We start from the raw sequence: 18,175 nt of genomic DNA, 5'->3' as shown, positions 1-18,175 counted from the left end.
GCCCCTCAGAACTGCTTCAAGGCCGCACCCGTTATTCGTACATACATTGTCTAATTACTATTTTCTACCCCTTGCTTGCCCCCGCCGTCAGGCCGTCAACCAGCAGACGCTGCAGGAAGGCAAAGAGAATCATTATGGGTACAGAGATCAGCACGGCTCCCGCCGCGAACAGCGTGAAGTTGGAATTCTGCATCGTATTGACCATATCCCACATCCCCACGGCAACCGTCCAGTTCTCCTTGGTCCGCAGAATCAGCTTGGCGAAGATGAAATCGACCCACGGGCCCACAAACAGGGTCAGCGCTATATAAGTAATCATCGGACGGGATAAAGGCAGAATAATCCGGGTAAAAATCCCGAAGTTGCTCGCCCCGTCAATCCGCGCGGCTTCATCCAGCGAACGCGGAATCGTATCCAGGAACCCCTTGGCGATCAGCGTTCCTCCAAGCGGCGCTCCGGCCGCATAGACAATAATCAGCGCCAGATGGGTATCCAGCAGGTTGAATTCCTTCAGGAGCAGATAGATGGCAATCATGCTCATGAAGCCCGGGAACATCCCGAGAATCAGCAGTGTGGACATGGTGGTCTTGCGGCTTTTGAACCGGAACCGGGATAAGGCATAGCTGGTCAACAGCGTCAGCACCACCCCGATCAGCATCGAGAACACCGCAATCTTAAGCGTATTCCCATACCAGGTTCCAAACATATAGACCGGTGAGGTGAACAGCTCCTTATAGTGGGCGAGGGTGAATGTCTCGGGAATCAGCGTCTTGCTGTACAGGGATTTACCCGGCCGGAACGAGGCAAGCAGGATCCAGAGTGCCGGATAGATTGCAGCAACCGCCAGTGCAACAAGAACGATATAGCTTAAGCAGAGACGAATAAAATTCGCTGCCTTGCGTCCGATGATCATTGAATCATATCCTCCTCTTGGAACGATTTGGTCCGGCGGTAATTGTACAGGGAGAACCCGGCAACAATGATGAACAGGATAATGCCGATCGCAGACGCCATATTATTCTTGTTCTGATCCAGCGTCAGCTTATACAGCCAGGTGACGAGCAGATCCGTCGAGCCGGCGTACTGGTAGTTTCCGTTCACCGGGTTCCCTCCCGTCAGCAGGAAGATCGCGTTGAAGTTGTTGATATTCCCCGCGAACTGCATAATCAGCGTAGGTGCGGTAGAGAACAGAATCATCGGCAGGGTAACGATACGGAATTTCTGGTAATTGGTCGCACCGTCCACCTCGGCCGCCTCATACATATCGCGGGGAATCGTAGTCAGCACCCCCATAATCAGCAGCATGGATACCGGAATTCCCACCCACATGTTGACGACAATAACCGTAACCTTGGCCCAGAATGGATCAGTCAGCCAAGGCAGGCCGCCTAGTCCGAAATAGCCGAGATACTGATTAATCGGGCCGAATTGCCCGTTGAACAGGTTGCGCATCAAGAGGAGCGAGATCATCTGCGGAATGGCGTAAGGAATGATCAGGAGCATTCTCCACATGCCTTTGAAGCGTATGCCTTTTTGGCTGATCAGCAGGGCAACCAGCATCCCGCCGAAATAAGTAGTTACAGTCGAAAGAACCGCCCAGATAATGGTCCAGGTAAGTACACCGTAAAAGGTATGGCTCCATGATTTCAGCACCAGCAGATTGCGGAAGGTCTCGAACCCTACCCAGTCTACAAGCTTCGCCGGAGGAATGTGGTTCGGTGCAGCATAGTTGGTAAAGGCCAGCATGATCATAAAGATGATCGGCATAATGGTGAAGAACAGAATGCCCATACCCGGGAGCAGCAGGAAGCTCTGGGCGAATTTATAGTCGAGGATGTAACGTACAGATTGTTTAAATGTATTGGACGGACGGCCGTTTTCGCGTTCTGCTCCGATTTTATAGGCATCCCTAATATTCATGTACCAGATGATCAGGAATAACACAAAGAACAGCAGGGTGATCAGGCTTTCAATCAGAATGACGATGGAATGGTCCCCGGGAACCATTTTGGCAATCCCCTTTACCTTTTCCAGACGGCTTGGAGATTCCCCGAGCGTAGTAATCCCCCAGAAGGCTCTTCCCAGATTGCTAATGAAATAGATAAGTGCCACAGCTTCTACAGCTATGAACATAAGCCCTTTGATGAATTGGCGGTTATATATTTGCCCGAGTCCCATAAAAATGGCCGACAGTATTCCAGCTCTCGCTTTGTGTCGCTGCATTTCCCTTCCGTTCTCCTCTCCGTGCGGAATTCAAGGAAACTGCCCGCCGCAGGCTATGCGGCGGGCAACTCTAATTCCACGGTAAGCTGTTGATTGTGTAGTTACTGGGCAGAAGCCCCGTTGTTCAGGTCTTTAATCTGCTCTACGGCTTTGTCCATGGCTGCCTTCGGATCAGTATTGTTATCCCAGATGGCCGGAAGTGCAGCATTCACCGGGCTCCAGACGTTCCCCATCTCAGGAATCGAAGGCATCGGCTGGGAGTTCTTCGCCTGTTCTGCGAACGCGGATACGAACTCGTCACCCGTAATCTGTGGATCTTTCAGCGCTTCGAGGTTCGTCGGCACGGAGCCGACCAGCTTGTTAAGTGTCAGCTGCGAATCTTTGCCGGAAGCAAAGTGTGCATAGAGTTTAGCCGCATTCGGATACTGAGTGTAGGCGTTGACGGTGAAAATTTTGATCCCGGAGAAGGTAATGGCGGTTTTGCCGTCAATAGTAGGAACCGGAGCAATTCCGAGGTTGTCGCCCAGCGCTTCTTTATATCCCGCAAGCTCCCAAGGTCCTGTAATATCCATGGCGACATCCCCGCTGTTGAACAGGCTGCGCTTGATGTCCGGGTTGATGTCACCGCTCTTGATCGGCAGGACTTCCTTCAGCTTGGCAAATTCAGTCAGGCCTTTGATCGCACCTTCATTGTTCAGGCCGATATCGTCCTTGTCGGTACCGTCTTTGCCGAACAGGTAACCTCCGGTAGTGGCGATGAACGGATAGTTGAAGTACATGTTGCCGACTTCCCACATAATGCCGTAACGGTTCTTGGCTTTATCCGTGAACGTTTTGCTGAAGGCAATAACGTCATCGAAGGATTTGGGAGCTTCTTTGACCAGAGACTTGTTGTAGAACAGCGCATAGGTCTCCGCCGCTCTCGGATAGCCGTACAGCTCGCCGTCATAGGAAGAACCCACGATGGAAGCCTCAGTGTTCTCCGCCTTGGTCTGTTCTGCAAAAATATCATTAGGGAGCAGCAGACTCGCGCTTGCCGCCTTGCCGAGATTATCATGAGGAATGATGATGACGTCCGCAGCCAGACCGGAAGGGCCATCCTGGGTGAGCTTGCCAACCTGATCCGGCGGGGCTACCTCTTCAATTTTGACCGGAACGTTATACTTGGCAGTGAACTGCTTCGCAACTTCTTCAGCGAACTGTCTTTCTTCCTTACTCTCCCAGATCACAAGTGAAGCGCCCTCTTCCGGGACGATCTCACCTGCTGCCGGTGCGTTGTCGCTGCCTGCCCCCGCATTATCGGTAGCTGCTGCATTATCCGCAGGAGCATTAGTGGCTGCCGCATTTCCTCCGGCATTGTTGTTTGAGCCGCACGCCGTAATTGACATTGCCATCGAGCACGCTGCGGTGAGAACCATAAGTTTTTTGAGATTCATTCCTTTTAACCCCTCCTGTGTGTGTATATCACTTGATTTGACGATGATGCTTCTTTTGACTTGACTGACTTGACGTTGCTGCTCCCTACTTTGCGCAAACGATTTCAGAGGATTCAAAAAAAATTCTGCTTTCTCCAATTGCCTCTTCCGAATACGTTATACCCGGTTTAGAAAGCGCTTCATTCCTGAATCCATAATACATCAGCTAACTCGCAGTTGTAAAAACGTTTGCACATAGTAAATTCAATTGAATTTAGCCGTTTATTATGGATAATGTTACCTTTACTATTTTTATCGCATGATTTCTTTAAATAACTTGGATATACTTCGGTTTCAAAATTCTTTTCTGCATTTTTTGTCGTATTTGAACGAATATTGTTATATAATTGCTAAATATTATCAATTTACAGACTTTGGAAATCGGTTTCCCCTTCCTAAAACTTTGTGCAACTGTTTGTACAAACCTCTTGAACCTCATTTTGTTCCGTGCTATAATCCAAACCATCATGAAACACCTCATTCTTCACCAATCTAAAGGCACTGTCCCTTCTCGGGTACAACCTCGGCGTAATCTAACCGGCGGTTGTGCCTTTTTGTTGTGTGCAGAATCGGGTGTGGAATCTATATAAATTGAACTACTGGTTTTTATGTTTTGGGATTAGCCGTGACTCCAGAGAAGTTTTGGACTTCCGGCCGCTGTTGTCTGCAGATTTCATTATTTTATACCGCTGTTCGCGGTCGAAATCCGCAGACAAAGGCGGTCGCTATCGCTCCTCCAGTTCCAAAATTCCCCTCCGCCACTTTTCCCTTAACTTAAATTTTAAAGTTCAATCTATATAGCCAAACTAAATCTAGGAGGAATTAATATGTTATTAGAAGCCGTGTATCATCGTCCCCGTCTGAACTGGTCGTATGCCTATGATCACAACACCATCCACCTGCGGCTGCGTGCCAAGAAGGGGGATCTGACCGAGGTCTTCGCCTGGGCGGGTGATAAATATGCCTGGGATACCACCAAGGAATTGATCCCGATGACCCTGTTCACTTCCGATGCGATGTTCGATTACTGGGAATGCGAATCGGTTCCGCTCTACCGCAGGCTGAAATATGGCTTCCTGCTTCAGCAGGGCCAAGAGCGCATCTGGATGACAGAGAGTGATTTCCAGAAGGAGCGTCCCGCGAACCCCAACCGCCTGTTCGAATTTCCCTACATAAGCCGCGGTGATGTCTTCACGCCTCCGGCCTGGGTCAAGGATGCGGTGTTTTATCAGATTTTCCCGGAACGGTTCGCTAACGGCAATCCTGACATAAGTCCCGCTAATGTGGAGCCTTGGGGCGGAACCCCCCGGCCGGATAATTTCTTCGGCGGAGATCTGCAGGGTGTCATAGATCATCTCGACCATCTGACGGAGCTGAGCATTACGGGCATTTATTTCACACCGGTCTTCACTGCCACCACCAATCACAAATACGACACGGAGGACTATATGCAGGTCGATCCGCATTTCGGTGATGTGGACACGCTGAAAAGATTGGTCGATGCTTGTCATGAGCGCGGCATCCGTGTGCTGCTGGACGCGGTCTTCAACCATGCGGGCCGTACCTTCGCCCCGTTCGTGGATGTACTGGAGAAGGGCGAGGATTCGGAGTATAAGAACTGGTTCCATATCAGGGAATATCCGCTCCAGGTCGTGAACAATATTCCAACCTACGATGCCTTCGCCTTCGAGCCGCTGATGCCGAAGCTGAACACAGAGCATCCTGAGGTGAAGGAGTATCTGCTGAAGGTCGCCGAGTATTGGATCAAGGAGGTGGGCATCGACGGCTGGCGTCTGGATGTGGCCAACGAGGTGGATCACGAATTCTGGCGTGATTTCCGCAAAGTCGTGAAGCGTGCCAATCCCGAGGCTTACATTCTGGGCGAGATCTGGCATGAATCAGCCCCTTGGCTGGAAGGCGACAAATTCGATGCCGTCATGAACTACCCGTTCACAGATGCAGTGCTTGACTTCTTCGTCTACGGAACGCTCGATGCGGAAGGCTTCGCCCATTCGATCGGCAGACAGCTGTCCCGGTATCCGCTCCAGGCCAGTGAGGTCGCCTTCAATCTGCTGGACAGCCATGATACTGCGCGTCTGCTGACTGTAGCCGAGGGCGATAAGAACGTCATGAAGCTGGCTGCACTGTTCCAGTTCACCTTCATGGGCACGCCCTGCATTTACTACGGAGACGAGATCGGAATGGATGGCGGAGGCGACCCGGACTGCCGTAAATGTATGGAGTGGGACCCGGAGCGGCAGGACCGCAATTTATTCAACTTTTACCGTAAGCTGATTGAGATCCGCGGCAGCCATCCGGCGCTGCGCACCGGACGCTTCACCTTCCTTGAAGCCGCAGCCGGGGGCAGCAAGCTGGCCTACGAGCGCAGTCTGGGTGATGATCTGATTATCGTACTGATTAATACGGAGGAGACGGTGCAGACCTTCCGGCTGGACGTCCAGGAACGCAATTGGAAGAATCTGTGGACCGGCGAAGCGCTCCATGCCGAACGCGGCAAGCTGTCACTGAGGCTGCCTGCATACGGCTTCGCTGTGCTCCAGGCCAATATGTCCTAAACTCTGATCGGTTTCTTATGGGCTGATCCAGAACATTTTGGAGCAAACGTTTGTAGAATGAAATAGAGCTACTACTTAGTACAGGACACAATAGAATCAATTCTGTTGTGTCCTCTATATAATGAGTATTTATAGGTGTCTGCTAAAATTTTCGAACCAGCTATTCTTCCGGAAAAGTAATGTTCAACTGCTTACTTTTTAGAGATTGATAAGACAAACTCTACTCTATTTGCACTAATTTTGCACAAAATCCCCTTGTTCATTGCACAGATTTGCATCCCCCTCTGCTCCACTTCCAGATTCACAATAGCTTAAGCCGTATCGCCGTATAGTGCTCAGAACGTAGAAGCCACGGGGATTACGCCCTATGCGAGGTTTCACTATTTACAATCATCCCCGCTTCGATTAATATTACTGTGTAAAGCAAACGGTTCCATTAGGAGGTTTCTATGACAGTTACCATTAAGGACGTTGCCAAGAAAGCGGGGGTCTCACCCTCCACGGTGTCCCGGGTGTTGTCAGGCCATCCCAGAATCAGCTTAGAAACTTCCCGTAAGGTCAAAGTGATTATGGAAGAAATGGGCTACACCCCGAATATGATGGCCAAAAGTCTGGTATCCAAGACCACTAACAGCATCTGCATCATTCTTCCGAAACCGGCTGAAGAGCTGTTCTCCAATTTGTTTTTTATGGAATTAATCCGCGGGATCGTCACTCAGTCCAGCCGTTCCGGCTATGATGTGCTGATCAGCTCCGGAGCAAACGAGAAGGAGGAGCTTGAAGCTGTCTCCCGTCTGCTCAAGGGACGCCGCGTGGACGGCGTTATTCTGCTGTATTCCCGAAAAGACGATGCGGTGATCGATTTCCTGCAGTCGGGCGGTTATCCCTTTGTCCTGGTGGGACGGAGCGACCGCTACGAGGATATTCTGTCAGTGGACAATGATAATATCATGGCCGCCTATGATGCGACGAATCATCTTATCTCCATGGGGCATGAACGCATCGGCTTCGTCAGCGGGCCGCCGAACCTCATCGTCTCGCGCGACCGGCTGGAGGGTTACCGCAAGGCCATGCAGGGCAAGGGTCTGGAAATGAAGGATGAATGGATCGTTGAAGGCGAATTCCTGCAGGACAGCGGCTATAGGGCGATGTCCTTCTTCATGAATCTTCCGAACCGTCCGACAGCGCTTGTCGCGGTGGATGATATGGTCTCATTCGGGGTACTCCGCGGATTGAACGAGCTGAAGTACAAGGTCCCTGAGGATCTGGCGATTGTCAGCTTCAACAATATCCCGCTTTCCGAGCTGTCCAGTCCTCCGATCAGCAGCATTGATATCGGGATTTATCATCTTGGCTATACGGCCTCTCAGGTGTTGATCCAGAACATTCAGAAGCCGGATAATCAGGACGGATATACGAATCGTTTTGTCATTCCCCACCGTCTAATTGTACGGGAGTCCTCTATGCATACTCCGGGAAATTAAGGCATGTACAAGAAAATGAATGAAGCAGAGTTACGCTTCATTTATTTTTTGGAACTTTGTACAAACGTTTGCGCTAAAGTTCAGAATGTTGCTGGTAGGGGGATTCCCGCCTGCGGCTACTGGCGGTGAGGCTGGGGCTGATACACACTTTTTTAGTTTTCACTGTTCGGCCCTCGTGTGAATAGGAATTGTTGCACATTTTGCAGGAATTCCACCAGCAGGGCACGATTCGCAGAGAAATGTTGCATATTTTGCAGGATTCTTGCCCCGTTGGCACCCAGCTTTCACCGATTGTTGCATTTTGTGCAGGATTTCCGCCAGCGGGGCATGATTCGCAGAGAAATGTTGCATATTTTGCAGGATTCTTGCCCAGTTGGCGCGATAACCACATCTAATTGTTAACTAATCATATTAGGAGGTTCAACATGTCAGATATCAAAGCCTGCCTGTTCGATCTGGACGGTGTTCTCGTGGACACTGCCCGGTATCACTATATTGCCTGGAGGGAGCTGGCCGAAGAGCTTGGATTTGTCTTCACAGAGCAGGATAATGAGCGGCTCAAGGGCGTCAGCCGGGCCGCTTCGCTGAATATTCTGCTGGAGATCGGCGGCATCACACTTGGCGAAGACGAGAAAGCCCGGCTGGCGGAGCAAAAGAATAACCGCTATGTCGAGTATATCGCCAAGATGGACAGCTCGGAGATTCTGCCCGGCGCCCTGGACTTTCTGCAGGAATGCCGGACAGCCGGCATCAAGGTAGCCCTCGGCTCCGCCAGCAAGAACGCGATGACCATCCTGAACAATACCGGCCTGACCCCATACTTCGATGCCATCATCGACGGCACGCATACCAGCGCGGCCAAGCCTGACCCGGAGGTCTTCCTGCTGGGTGCGCAGGCTCTGGATACCGTTCCCGCACACTGCGTCGTCTTCGAGGATGCCGCTGCCGGTATCCTGGCCGCTTCCCGTGCCGGTATGCGCAGCGTGGGCATAGGCTCACCCGAGACGCTAGGCGGAGCCACACTAGTTGTCCATTCCCTGCGGCAGCTCACTGTTGCCACACTGAAGGAATCTTTTGCCACTGTATGACGAATAGTAACAGAGCCTGTGAGCCTAGCCGTGAGCCCTTCCGCTCAAGCGGCATCTCTAGTCCGCCGGACAGCCTAACTGTACTTTGTACAACTATATTGCCAATTTATCCCCCGGGTATCGGCTTAGTTGTACTTTGTACACCTATGCTATCCCTTTTAAGCTGATATGACCTTTTAGGGCAGATTTAGTTGTACAGACTACAGTTATACGACTCAAGTCCCTCTAATCGCACCTTTTAAATGCACAGAATACAACTAACTCTAAGTCTGAACCTCTGAGCTTCGCTCATGGTGCAGAAAACATCCACTTCTCTATACATTTATCAGTTCAATTCATCAGTTCAATTAATCAGTTCAGTTCATTAATCAAAATCATCAGCAGATCATCAGTCAGATCAGATGCTGCACTTGCATCTTCTACCCTACCATCAGTAAAAGAACGGTGTGTGAAATCTCCTAGGTGCGTGATCAGCGCAGAAAGCGAAAGGAATGTGCAGAAGCGCCAGCGTTCGCCTTTGTCCCCGGATGCTTACCTTATAGCTTGAATACAGGCATCCGGGGACAACAGCGATCGTAACATCCTTTCGCATTCGGAGTGGCCTGCACGTACCGGCAAGACTGAGGCACACGGTTCATTTTATATCCCCATCCCCCCTTAAAGGAGCCAAAATCATGAAACAATACTTAACAATCAACGAATGGTCCATTATCGAAGAATCCTTTGATCCGCAAACCCAGGAAATATCCGAAAGCGTATTTAGTATCGGGAACGGATACATGGGCGGCAGAGCCAACTTCGAGGAGCAATACAGCGGGCACAGCCTGCAAGGCAGCTACATGGCCGGGGTCTATTACCCTGACAAGACACGGGTCGGCTGGTGGAAGAACGGGTACCCGGAGTATTTTGCCAAAGTGCTGAACAGCACCAACTGGATCGGAATTAACATCGAGCTGGACGGAACCCCGCTGGATCTGGCTACCTGCACAGTTACAGAGTTCCGCCGCGTACTCAATATGAAGGAAGGCACGCTCTCACGCAGCTTCACCGCAACCACCCAAGACGGCAAAGAAGTGAAGGTTGAGAGCATCCGCATCGTCAGCATGGTCCGTCAGGAGATCGGGGCGATCCGCTATTCGCTCACTCCGCTCAATTTTGCAGGGAATATTACCGTAACCCCCTACCTGGACGGCGATATCAAGAACAAGGACTCCAACTATGACGAGAAGTTCTGGAACGAAGTGGAGAAGAAGGCCGGACCAGAAGGCGGACATTTGACCCTGAAGACCAAAAAGCTTGATTTCCATGTCACCTCCGCCTTCGTCTTCGACATTCTGCTGAATGGGGAGCCGGTTGCGGCCGAAGCAGAGGTGTTGGAGCAAGACAAATATGTGGGCAGTACAGTGAATGTTCCGGTACAATCCGGCGATCAGCTGGTTATTTATAAGTATGCTGCGAATGTCACCTCCCGCAATTACGGGCTGGGACAGCTCGTGGATGCCGCCGGGTCGGCACTGCAAAGTGCGCGGGAGGCGGGATTTGTGGCGCTTTTGACAGAACAGGCTGCGGCTTGGGGCGACAAGTGGAAAGAGAGCGACATTATTATTGAGGGCGATGTGTCGGCGCAGCAGGCGATCCGGTTCAATATTTTCCAGCTGAATCAGACGTATACGGGTGAGGATGACCGGCTCAACATCGGGCCGAAGGGCTTCACCGGGGAAAAATACGGCGGCAGCACCTACTGGGATACGGAAGCTTATTGTGTGCCGTTCTATCTCAGTACCGCCGACTCCGCGATTGCCCGCAATCTGCTGATCTACCGCTACAAGCACCTGGAGAAGGCCAAGGAGAACGCCCGTAAGCTCGGCTACCGCAAAGGCGCGCTCTACCCGATGGTCACGATGAACGGTGAGGAGTGCCACAACGAGTGGGAGATTACATTCGAGGAGATTCACCGCAACGGCGCGATTGCCTATGCCATCTATAACTATGTGAATTATACCGGCGACAAGGCTTATCTGGCTCAATACGGCCTGGAGGTGCTGGTGGAGATTGCGCGCTTCTGGGAGGAGCGTGTGAACTACGTGGCGCATAAGGACAAATACGTGATGCTGGGCGTCACCGGCCCGAATGAATACGAGAATAACGTCAATAACAACTGGTACACGAACCGGATGGCCGCCTGGACGATGGAATACACGCTTGAGGCTCTGGCCTATGTGCAGGAGAATGAGGGTTCGCGTTACGCTGAGCTGGCCGACAAGCTGGAGCTGCTGGAGAGCGAAACGGCCAAGTGGAGTGAGATTATCGCCAAAATGTACTATCCCGCTGACGAGGAACGCGGAATCTTCCTCCAGCAGGACGGCTTTCTTGACAAGGAGATCATTCAGGTCAAGGATGTGTTGCCGGAGAACCTGCCGCTGAACCAGAAATGGTCATGGGACCGGATTCTGCGCTCCTGCTTTATCAAGCAGGCGGATGTGCTGCAGGGACTCTATTTCCTGGGCGACCGCTACGATCTGAAGACCAAGAAGCGCAACTTCGACTTTTACGAGCCGATTACCGTGCATGAGTCCTCCCTCTCCCCTTGCATCCATTCCATTCTGGCCAGTGAGCTGGGCTACAAGGAGAAGGCGTATGAGATGTACCTGCGGACCTCACGCCTGGATCTCGACAATTACAATAACGATACGGAGGACGGCTGCCATACCACCAGCATGGCGGGTACATGGATGTCCGTTGTTCATGGCTTCGGCGGACTTCGCGTGCTGAACGACCGGCTGGTTCTGAACCCGTCCAATCCGGGACACTGGACCTCCTATTCGTTCAAAATTATGTTCCGCGGCTCCCGGCTAAAAGTGACCGTGACCGATGCACAGGTTACCGTCAGCAACGAAACCGAGGTTCCAGCCTCCCTCACCATTCACGGCAAGGAGTATATGGTGAACGGACTAGGCACTGTCAGTGCCGGGGGCGCTTCTGTCACGGTGTAAGCTTATCAGCCCCGAAGATGTGTGGCTTCTTCGGGGCTTTTTTCAATAAGAGCTCCACTAATTCTGCCAAATCATCAATGACTGCATCCGCTTCGGCCACTGTGACAAACTGTTCACTCCGTTTCCAGACGGCCTTCATTCCCGCTTCGCGGCTTGCCCGAATATCGTTATCCGGATGATCGCCAACAAAAAGAGCATTGCCCGCGTCTACACCTAATCTTGTTAATGCACGATGAAAGATGGCCGGATCTGGTTTACGGAGTCCCTCCCATTCGGAGATAAGCACCTCATCGAATAAATGGACGATGTTCAATGCCTTGAAATTATCGTATTGAAATTGACCATAACCGTTCGAGATTAACGCAATCTTCAGATCATGATTCTTCAGCTCAGTAAGCATAGTTAACAAATTCGGGAAGCCTGTACAGTGTTGCTGGAAGTTGTATAAGTAATCATCCAATAGCAAGTTCCAGTCCAGCTTCGAAATAGAGAACTCTTGTATGATCTGTTGATATACTTTGTCCTTCCACAGGTAGCCGTGATTATCAAGTTCGATAAAACGATGAACAAACAAATCATGATCAACGGTTTGAAGCTCCGGGTAACGCCTGTATTGATCTTGTACGAACTTTAACAGGGATGTATCCCGGTCTAGCAATGTTCCATCCAAATCAAAAAGAACCGCTTGAATTGTCAATCCAATCCCTCCATTCCCTTGCAACCTATAAACCTAATATACCATGGTAATGGAGCTACATTTATGAAAAGAACCTTTTGGAAAGAAGCCGTAGTCTACCAGATCTGCCCGCGCTACACCGAGATTAATGGGGAGCAGGCACCGGCTGATGCGGACTCGGTATTTTATTATTATCAAGAATTGATTCGTCTGCGTAAGCAGCATCCCATTATGGTCTATGCCGATTATGAGCTGCTCTTGCCGGAGCATGAATATATCTATGCCTATACCCGCACCCTGGAAGGTGAAAAGTGGCTAATCCTAGAGCCTGCCGGATCGGGTAGTCTAACGGATGCTGACAAACCCCTTCAAGTATGACATCATAGGTGGATAGGACGCAGGCAGAACCCTGTCATGAATGAGCAGAGAATAACAGGAACATCTGTGCGGTGGTATGATAGGATGATTTCAGAAGGAGATGGGGAGCTTGGAATGGCTGATCCGAATGAAGAATGCACTGGACTATATGGAGCTGAAAATGACTGAAACGCTGCGCATTGAGGAAGTGGCTGAGGTGGCCTTTGTCTCACCGTTCCACTTCCAACGCATGTTCAGTATGCTGACCGGCTTCACCGTGGCCGACTATATCCGCAAGCGCAGATTGACGCTGGCCGCCCAGGAGCTGGCCGTGTCCAAGGTCCGTGTGCTGGATGTGGCGCTGAAATACGGTTACGACTCGCCGGAGTCCTTCGCCAAGGCGTTCCGCAAAGCCCATGGGATTACCCCCTCGGAAGCGCGTAAGTCCGGCGTACAGCTCAAAGCCTTCCCCCGCATCTCGTTCCACCTATCATTGAAGGGAGATCAGGACATGGACTACAAAATCGTGGATAAACCAGCTTTTACCGTCATCGGCAAATCAATAGAGGTAACTACCCGGGACGGGGAGAATCTCCGGAGAATCCCGCAGTTCTGGGACGAATGCAATGAGGACGGCACTTCCGATAAGTTGATCGAGCTTGCGTCTTCCCGCGAATGGCTTGGCATCTGCACGGATATGGATATGAAAAAGGAACAGCTTACCTACTGGATCGGGGTGGAAGGAACGCCGGAGACAGATGCACAAGGGTATGAGACCACTGTCGTTCCGGCCGCCAGCTGGGCAGTCTTCCGGTCCGAGGGTGCTTTGCCGCATGCCATTCAAGGAGTCTGGCAACGCATTTTCCAGGAATGGTTCCCGGGAACCGGCTACGAGCATACCGGCGGCCCTGAGATCGAGTTATACCCGCCCGGCGATACGAGATCAGAGGATTATGTCTGTGAAGTATGGATTCCGGTGATGAAGAAATAAGAACAGTGCTGATATTTGGGGAACGGCTTCGCTGTCTGCTTGGACAGTGGAGCTGTTTTTTTGTTTTGAGATTCTTCCCAAGCTTGGTATAATAAATAGATTATAGTTTTCATAATCTAGTGTATTCTCATCCGAGATCGGTGAAGGAGATATTCATGTCTATCGTAAAAATCTTTTCAGACAGCACTTCCGATTTGCCGCAAGGCTGGAAGGACACATATGATATCGGCATTGTGCCGTTATATGTAGTTTTTGAGAACGGTACCTTCAAGGACGGGGTCGAAATTACCCCCGAGGAGGTCTACCGCCGGGTTGCTGCGGGCGGTGCCCTGCCTAAGACCGCTGCGCCTTCCCCTGCTGATTTCATCGCCGCGTTCCAGCCGGTGATCAGCAGCGGCCATGATATTGTCTATATCAGTCTATCCTCTGCTCTATCTTCTACATATCAGAATGCTCTACTGGCAGCGGGTGAATTCCCGGAGGGCCGGGTGCATGTCGTAGATTCTGAGACCTTATGCGGCGGAATCGCGCTGCTGGTCATGAAGGCTGCACGTGCCGCAGCCGCAGGCGAGAGCGCTGCCAACATCGCAGCAATGATTACCGAAGCCCGTAACCGGGTAGAATCGGAATTCGTTGTCGATACGCTGGACTACTTATACATGGGTGGCCGCTGTTCTGGGATGCAGAACTTTATCGGCAGCCTGCTGAAGATCCGTCCGGTTCTCCGGCTGGTGGACGGAGCCATTGTCCCCGTTGCCCGCATCCGCGGCAAGAAGGAGAAGGCCGTGGAACAGATGCTCCACCATGCGCTGGCGAATGCCGCCGATATGGACAAGGAGCTGCTCATTATTGCCCATACGCTGGCTGAAGAGGATGCCAAAATTCTGGAGACCGCGCTGCGCGCGCAGACCGGTGTTGAGGAAATCGCCGTCATTCATGCCGGCTGTGTCATCGGGAGTCACTGCGGACCTGCTACGGTGGGTCTGATGTATATGCGCTAGAACGGTTGGACCCCGCAGCAGGCATCAGGTCCGGTAGTTGCCGGATCAGGCAACTGCCGAACAGCCACAGCTTACCACAAGAAACAGCAAGTCTCCTGGCGGGGACCTGCTGTTTGTTCGTGTTCATGGGTTGTCTGACGTCTCTGCAACAAGCAAGCGTCCGCAATTGTATGCGGTTTTCCGCCTACATTTGGCCCATGTGCCACCGCGACAGCAGCAAGTCTCCGGGGGACCTGCTGTTTTTCTTTTGCATGGGATTGTATTACGTTTACGTTGTTGTATCGGGATATAACGGGCTCAGCGGCCCCTCAACAGCATCGGCAACCAGCGTGTAGAATTCGGGGAATCCCGGGTGCTCGGCACTCTTGATTTCTTCGAAGGTACGGATATATAATCCTTGCGAAGCGACAGAGGTCAGGATATCCCCCAGCGTCCAGCTCCGCACCACCACTTGTCCTAAGCCGGAACGCTCCTCTTCAGGAAGCAGCTTGGCGAACGCAACTTCACTTTCTCTAAGCGTATCGTCAAAATAATTGCCGGTGGGATGCTGAAGCGTCTTCGTGGTCAGCCATGCCCTGGCGAACGGGTGGAAGTCGGTCAGCAGAAGTCGTCCATTTGCCTTCAGCCGTCTGCGGACCAAGGCAAACACCGCATTCAAATCAGTGAAATAATGCAAAATCCCAAACTCCATCAGCACCACGTCGAACGTTCCCAAGGCTTCTTCTCCGGGGATATTCATTGCGTCTGCACAGATGTAATCCAGCTTCACCCCCGCTGCTTCCGCTACCTCGCAGGCATATAAGCGGTTCTCTTCTGAAATATCCACGACGGTAACATCAGCGCCAAGCAACGAGAAGCAAATGGCCTTCCTGCCGTGAGAGCCAAGCAGATTCAGCACCTTCAAGCCTGACGGATCGCCCGTGTACTTGAGCCAATACCGCAGCGTATGTGCGGGATCCTGCTGCAGCTGCACTGCAAGCTCCTCAGGTGAACCATGGTACTGCGTCCAAGCCTGATAGGCTTTTGTCTCCCAAGCCGCCTTATTCGTACGTGACATCTGCTCTTGCATGTTACTCCCCCTTGTAAGAAGAATTTGGAAATGGCACTTTCTGATTTTACTACAATCCGGTTATAATGCAACAAGCTGAAATCTAATGGTTTACGCTACCCATGCGTTAAAGTCGATATAACGAACAGAAATAACCCGCCCCACTGTATCTTGGGGAACGGGTTGTCTGGCTTGAGAGTTGAGAATACAGGTGATTGTCCTCGATATACGAGAACACAAGTGAGCGTCAGCCCCCGGCTCAGGTTAACCCTCAGGAGAGTAACTCCGGCTCCAGCTCCGCCTCTTCCTTCATAAAAGGCAGCATGAACCGGAAGATCGATCCCCGGTCCTCCTCGCTCTCCACGAAGATCGTTCCGCCCATCAGCTCCACGAGCTGCTTGCAGATGGCAAGTCCCAGTCCGGTTCCGCCGTATTTGCGATTAATGGACGGATGCAGCTGGGAGAAGGACTGGAAGAGCAGATTCAGCTTGCTGTCGGCAATGCCTACACCGGTATCACGGACCGAGAACTCCAGCAGATATTCCGGTGAGGCAGGCAGCGGGATGTTCTTGACTGACAAGGTGACACTGCCCCGATCGGTGAATTTCAGCGCGTTGCCGACCAGATTGACGATAATCTGGCGCAGCCGGCTCGGATCGGTCGTGACGATGTCCGGCACACTGGTATCTGCCCACCAGCGCAAAGAGAGCTTCTTCTCCTCCGCCTTTGGAGTGAACAGATCAATAATGCCCTCCAGCATCTCCCGCAGATCGAAGCGTTCGGATTGCAGCGGCATCTTGCCCGCCTCCATCTTGCTGAAATCAAGGATGTCATTGAGAATCTGCAGCAGGCTGTAGCTGCTGCTGCGCAGAATCTCGGCGTAGCTGCGCTGCTCCTCCCCAAGCTCGGTCTCCAGCAGCAGGTCGGCCATACCGATCATTCCGTTCATCGGCGTACGGATCTCATGGCTCATCATTGCCAGGAAATCCGACTTGGCCTGTGCGGCCCGCTCTGCCGATTCCTTGGCGCGGAGAATCTGCCGCTCGTTCGTAATATCGCTGAAGGAAATAACCACACCGCAGATCATCCCTCTGTCCAGCAGCGGAGCGATCCGGTAATTCACGAAGAAGCTGGTCCCATCCTTGCGCCAGAACACTTCATCCGCCTTGCTGCGGGTAACTCCGTCTTGCAGGGTAAGCGTGATGGGGCACTCCAGCAGAGAATGGAGGGGCGCGCCTCCATGCATGTAATGGATTATCTCCATCATCGGCAGCCCGGTCAGCTCTGACGGCTCGTAGCCCAGCATCTCTGCCCCTTCACGGTTAATGAATATGGTCCGGCCGAGGTTGTCCAGGCCGAAGATTCCGGCAGAGACGGAGTTCAGAATGAGGCTAAGCCGTTTGTCCTCGGCCATCTCGAACACGAATTCGGCCTGCGGCAGCTCCTCGTCATCCTTCGCGGCGGCCACTTCATCCGCATACGCAGAACACTCGTCTCCTGCCTGCACATTCCGCTCAGCACCTGCCGCAAGACTGCTGCTCATGCTCACCCAGCTATGCAGCAGACTGGACAGGGGGCGGTTTCCGGGATCATGGAGGATAGCGAATACACCGGCAATGCCCTCGTCTGTGTGAAGCGGCACATAGCGTACCGTAACCCCTGAACCGCAAGCATTTCCCGTTCCCTTGGCACTTCCAGAACTCCCAGCACTCTCAGTACTTCCAGCACCAGCACTTACCACATTTCCAGCACTGGTACTTCCCGCACTTCCAGCACCATAATTTCCCCCAGGCTCAGCACCGCCGGCCCCTCTCCCCGTCTCTTCATGTCCTTCCGAGGCTTCCACGGCCAGCTCGAAGCTCGATGTAATCCCGGCCAGGGCAGCTGCGAAATGAGCCTCACCGGGCGGATGCATCCGGCAATCGTTCAGTCTGCCTGCCTCCTCAGCACTTAAAATCCGGTTACTGTCCCTGTACCTTCCCTGCCTGTCCAGCACAATAATGAAGTCCGGATGATGATCGAACAACGCCCTATAAGCACTTTCACCAGATAGCGCGTTGTCCAGAATAGAAGCCCAGTCCTTAAGCATAGCCCACCTCCTCCGCTGCTCCTTCAACCCTGCTATCGTTAGCGTCCGAAGACTGCAGAAACGCTCTGATTATGTAGAACTCTCTGAATTAGTTCCTATTATAGCAAAAAAAACGTTAGCGGTCGCCAGAAAAACATAGCACTAACCAGGCTGTACAACAACAAAAACAGTGCA

The 18,175-nt window shown here is 52.0% G+C and carries 13 protein-coding genes; 7 read left to right on the top strand and 6 right to left on the bottom strand.

Annotated elements, in window-relative coordinates:
• Window positions 1-64 precede the first annotated feature (64 nt).
• From NST26_RS09045 to NST26_RS09035, 3 genes are all read right to left on the bottom strand, one after another.
• A complete protein-coding gene (locus NST26_RS09045; RefSeq protein ID WP_340942434.1) occupies window positions 65-913 on the bottom strand; it encodes a sugar ABC transporter permease in 849 nt (282 codons plus the stop codon).
• On the bottom strand, window positions 910-2,223 hold the full coding sequence (locus NST26_RS09040; RefSeq protein ID WP_209872835.1) for a sugar ABC transporter permease: 1,314 nt from the start codon (window positions 2,221-2,223) through the stop codon (window positions 910-912). The genes NST26_RS09045 and NST26_RS09040 overlap by 4 nt, the downstream gene beginning before the upstream one ends.
• A 101-nt stretch (window positions 2,224-2,324) precedes the next feature.
• Window positions 2,325-3,659: a sugar ABC transporter substrate-binding protein gene (locus tag NST26_RS09035; protein ID WP_036721401.1), complete on the bottom strand. Its 1,335-nt coding sequence runs from the start codon at window positions 3,657-3,659 to the stop codon at window positions 2,325-2,327.
• A gap of 866 nt (window positions 3,660-4,525) precedes the next feature.
• Here NST26_RS09035 and NST26_RS09030 point away from each other — a divergent pair.
• The 4 genes from NST26_RS09030 to NST26_RS09015 all read left to right on the top strand — a co-directional run bounded on the left by NST26_RS09030 (window position 4,526) and on the right by NST26_RS09015 (window position 11,839).
• The gene (locus NST26_RS09030; protein ID WP_340954703.1) at window positions 4,526-6,274 is read left to right on the top strand and encodes an alpha-glycosidase; all 1,749 of its coding nucleotides are present in this window, start codon (window positions 4,526-4,528) and stop codon (window positions 6,272-6,274) included.
• Between the two features lie 449 nt (window positions 6,275-6,723).
• Complete coding sequence (locus tag NST26_RS09025; protein WP_036721398.1) at window positions 6,724-7,758, top strand: LacI family DNA-binding transcriptional regulator; 1,035 nt, start codon at window positions 6,724-6,726, stop codon at window positions 7,756-7,758.
• Between the two features lie 425 nt (window positions 7,759-8,183).
• Window positions 8,184-8,846 (top strand): beta-phosphoglucomutase, encoded by a 663-nt coding sequence (gene pgmB, locus NST26_RS09020; RefSeq protein ID WP_340954707.1) that lies wholly within the window; start codon window positions 8,184-8,186, stop codon window positions 8,844-8,846.
• A 674-nt stretch (window positions 8,847-9,520) separates the two neighbouring features.
• Window positions 9,521-11,839 carry a glycoside hydrolase family 65 protein gene (locus tag NST26_RS09015; RefSeq protein WP_340979052.1) on the top strand — a complete coding sequence of 773 codons (2,319 nt, stop codon included), beginning with the start codon at window positions 9,521-9,523 and terminating at the stop codon, window positions 11,837-11,839.
• On the opposite strand, the gene NST26_RS09010 is transcribed toward NST26_RS09015, so the two are convergent.
• Window positions 11,829-12,536, bottom strand: coding sequence for an HAD family hydrolase (locus NST26_RS09010; RefSeq protein WP_340979051.1), 708 nt, complete (start codon window positions 12,534-12,536; stop codon window positions 11,829-11,831). The two genes, NST26_RS09015 and NST26_RS09010, sit on opposite strands and share 11 nt — an antisense overlap.
• A gap of 63 nt (window positions 12,537-12,599) precedes the next feature.
• Between NST26_RS09010 and NST26_RS09005 the strand changes: the two genes are divergently transcribed.
• The 3 genes from NST26_RS09005 to NST26_RS08995 all read left to right on the top strand — a co-directional run bounded on the left by NST26_RS09005 (window position 12,600) and on the right by NST26_RS08995 (window position 14,864).
• Complete coding sequence (locus NST26_RS09005) at window positions 12,600-12,893, top strand: alpha-amylase family glycosyl hydrolase (RefSeq protein WP_340954715.1); 294 nt, start codon at window positions 12,600-12,602, stop codon at window positions 12,891-12,893.
• 109 nt (window positions 12,894-13,002) lie between these two features.
• Window positions 13,003-13,863, top strand: a complete 861-nt coding sequence (locus NST26_RS09000) for an AraC family transcriptional regulator (protein ID WP_200869495.1) — start codon at window positions 13,003-13,005, stop codon at window positions 13,861-13,863.
• A gap of 155 nt (window positions 13,864-14,018) precedes the next feature.
• A complete protein-coding gene (locus NST26_RS08995) occupies window positions 14,019-14,864 on the top strand; it encodes a DegV family protein (RefSeq protein ID WP_036721385.1) in 846 nt (281 codons plus the stop codon).
• A 268-nt stretch (window positions 14,865-15,132) separates the two neighbouring features.
• Here NST26_RS08995 and NST26_RS08990 read toward each other — a convergent pair whose 3' ends face one another.
• Both NST26_RS08990 and NST26_RS08985 read right to left on the bottom strand, forming a co-directional pair.
• The gene (locus NST26_RS08990; protein ID WP_340954721.1) at window positions 15,133-15,933 is read right to left on the bottom strand and encodes a class I SAM-dependent methyltransferase; all 801 of its coding nucleotides are present in this window, start codon (window positions 15,931-15,933) and stop codon (window positions 15,133-15,135) included.
• Between the two features lie 250 nt (window positions 15,934-16,183).
• Window positions 16,184-18,001 carry a PAS domain-containing sensor histidine kinase gene (locus tag NST26_RS08985; protein ID WP_340979050.1) on the bottom strand — a complete coding sequence of 606 codons (1,818 nt, stop codon included), beginning with the start codon at window positions 17,999-18,001 and terminating at the stop codon, window positions 16,184-16,186.
• Window positions 18,002-18,175 lie beyond the last annotated feature (174 nt).

Origin of the sequence: Paenibacillus sp. FSL R7-0128, assembly GCF_038002245.1 — a bacterium.
Lineage (GTDB): Bacteria > Bacillota > Bacilli > Paenibacillales > Paenibacillaceae > Paenibacillus_AQ > Paenibacillus_AQ silagei.
Note: the sequence above shows the minus strand (reverse complement) of the source record. Positions and strands in the feature narration are given on the sequence as shown.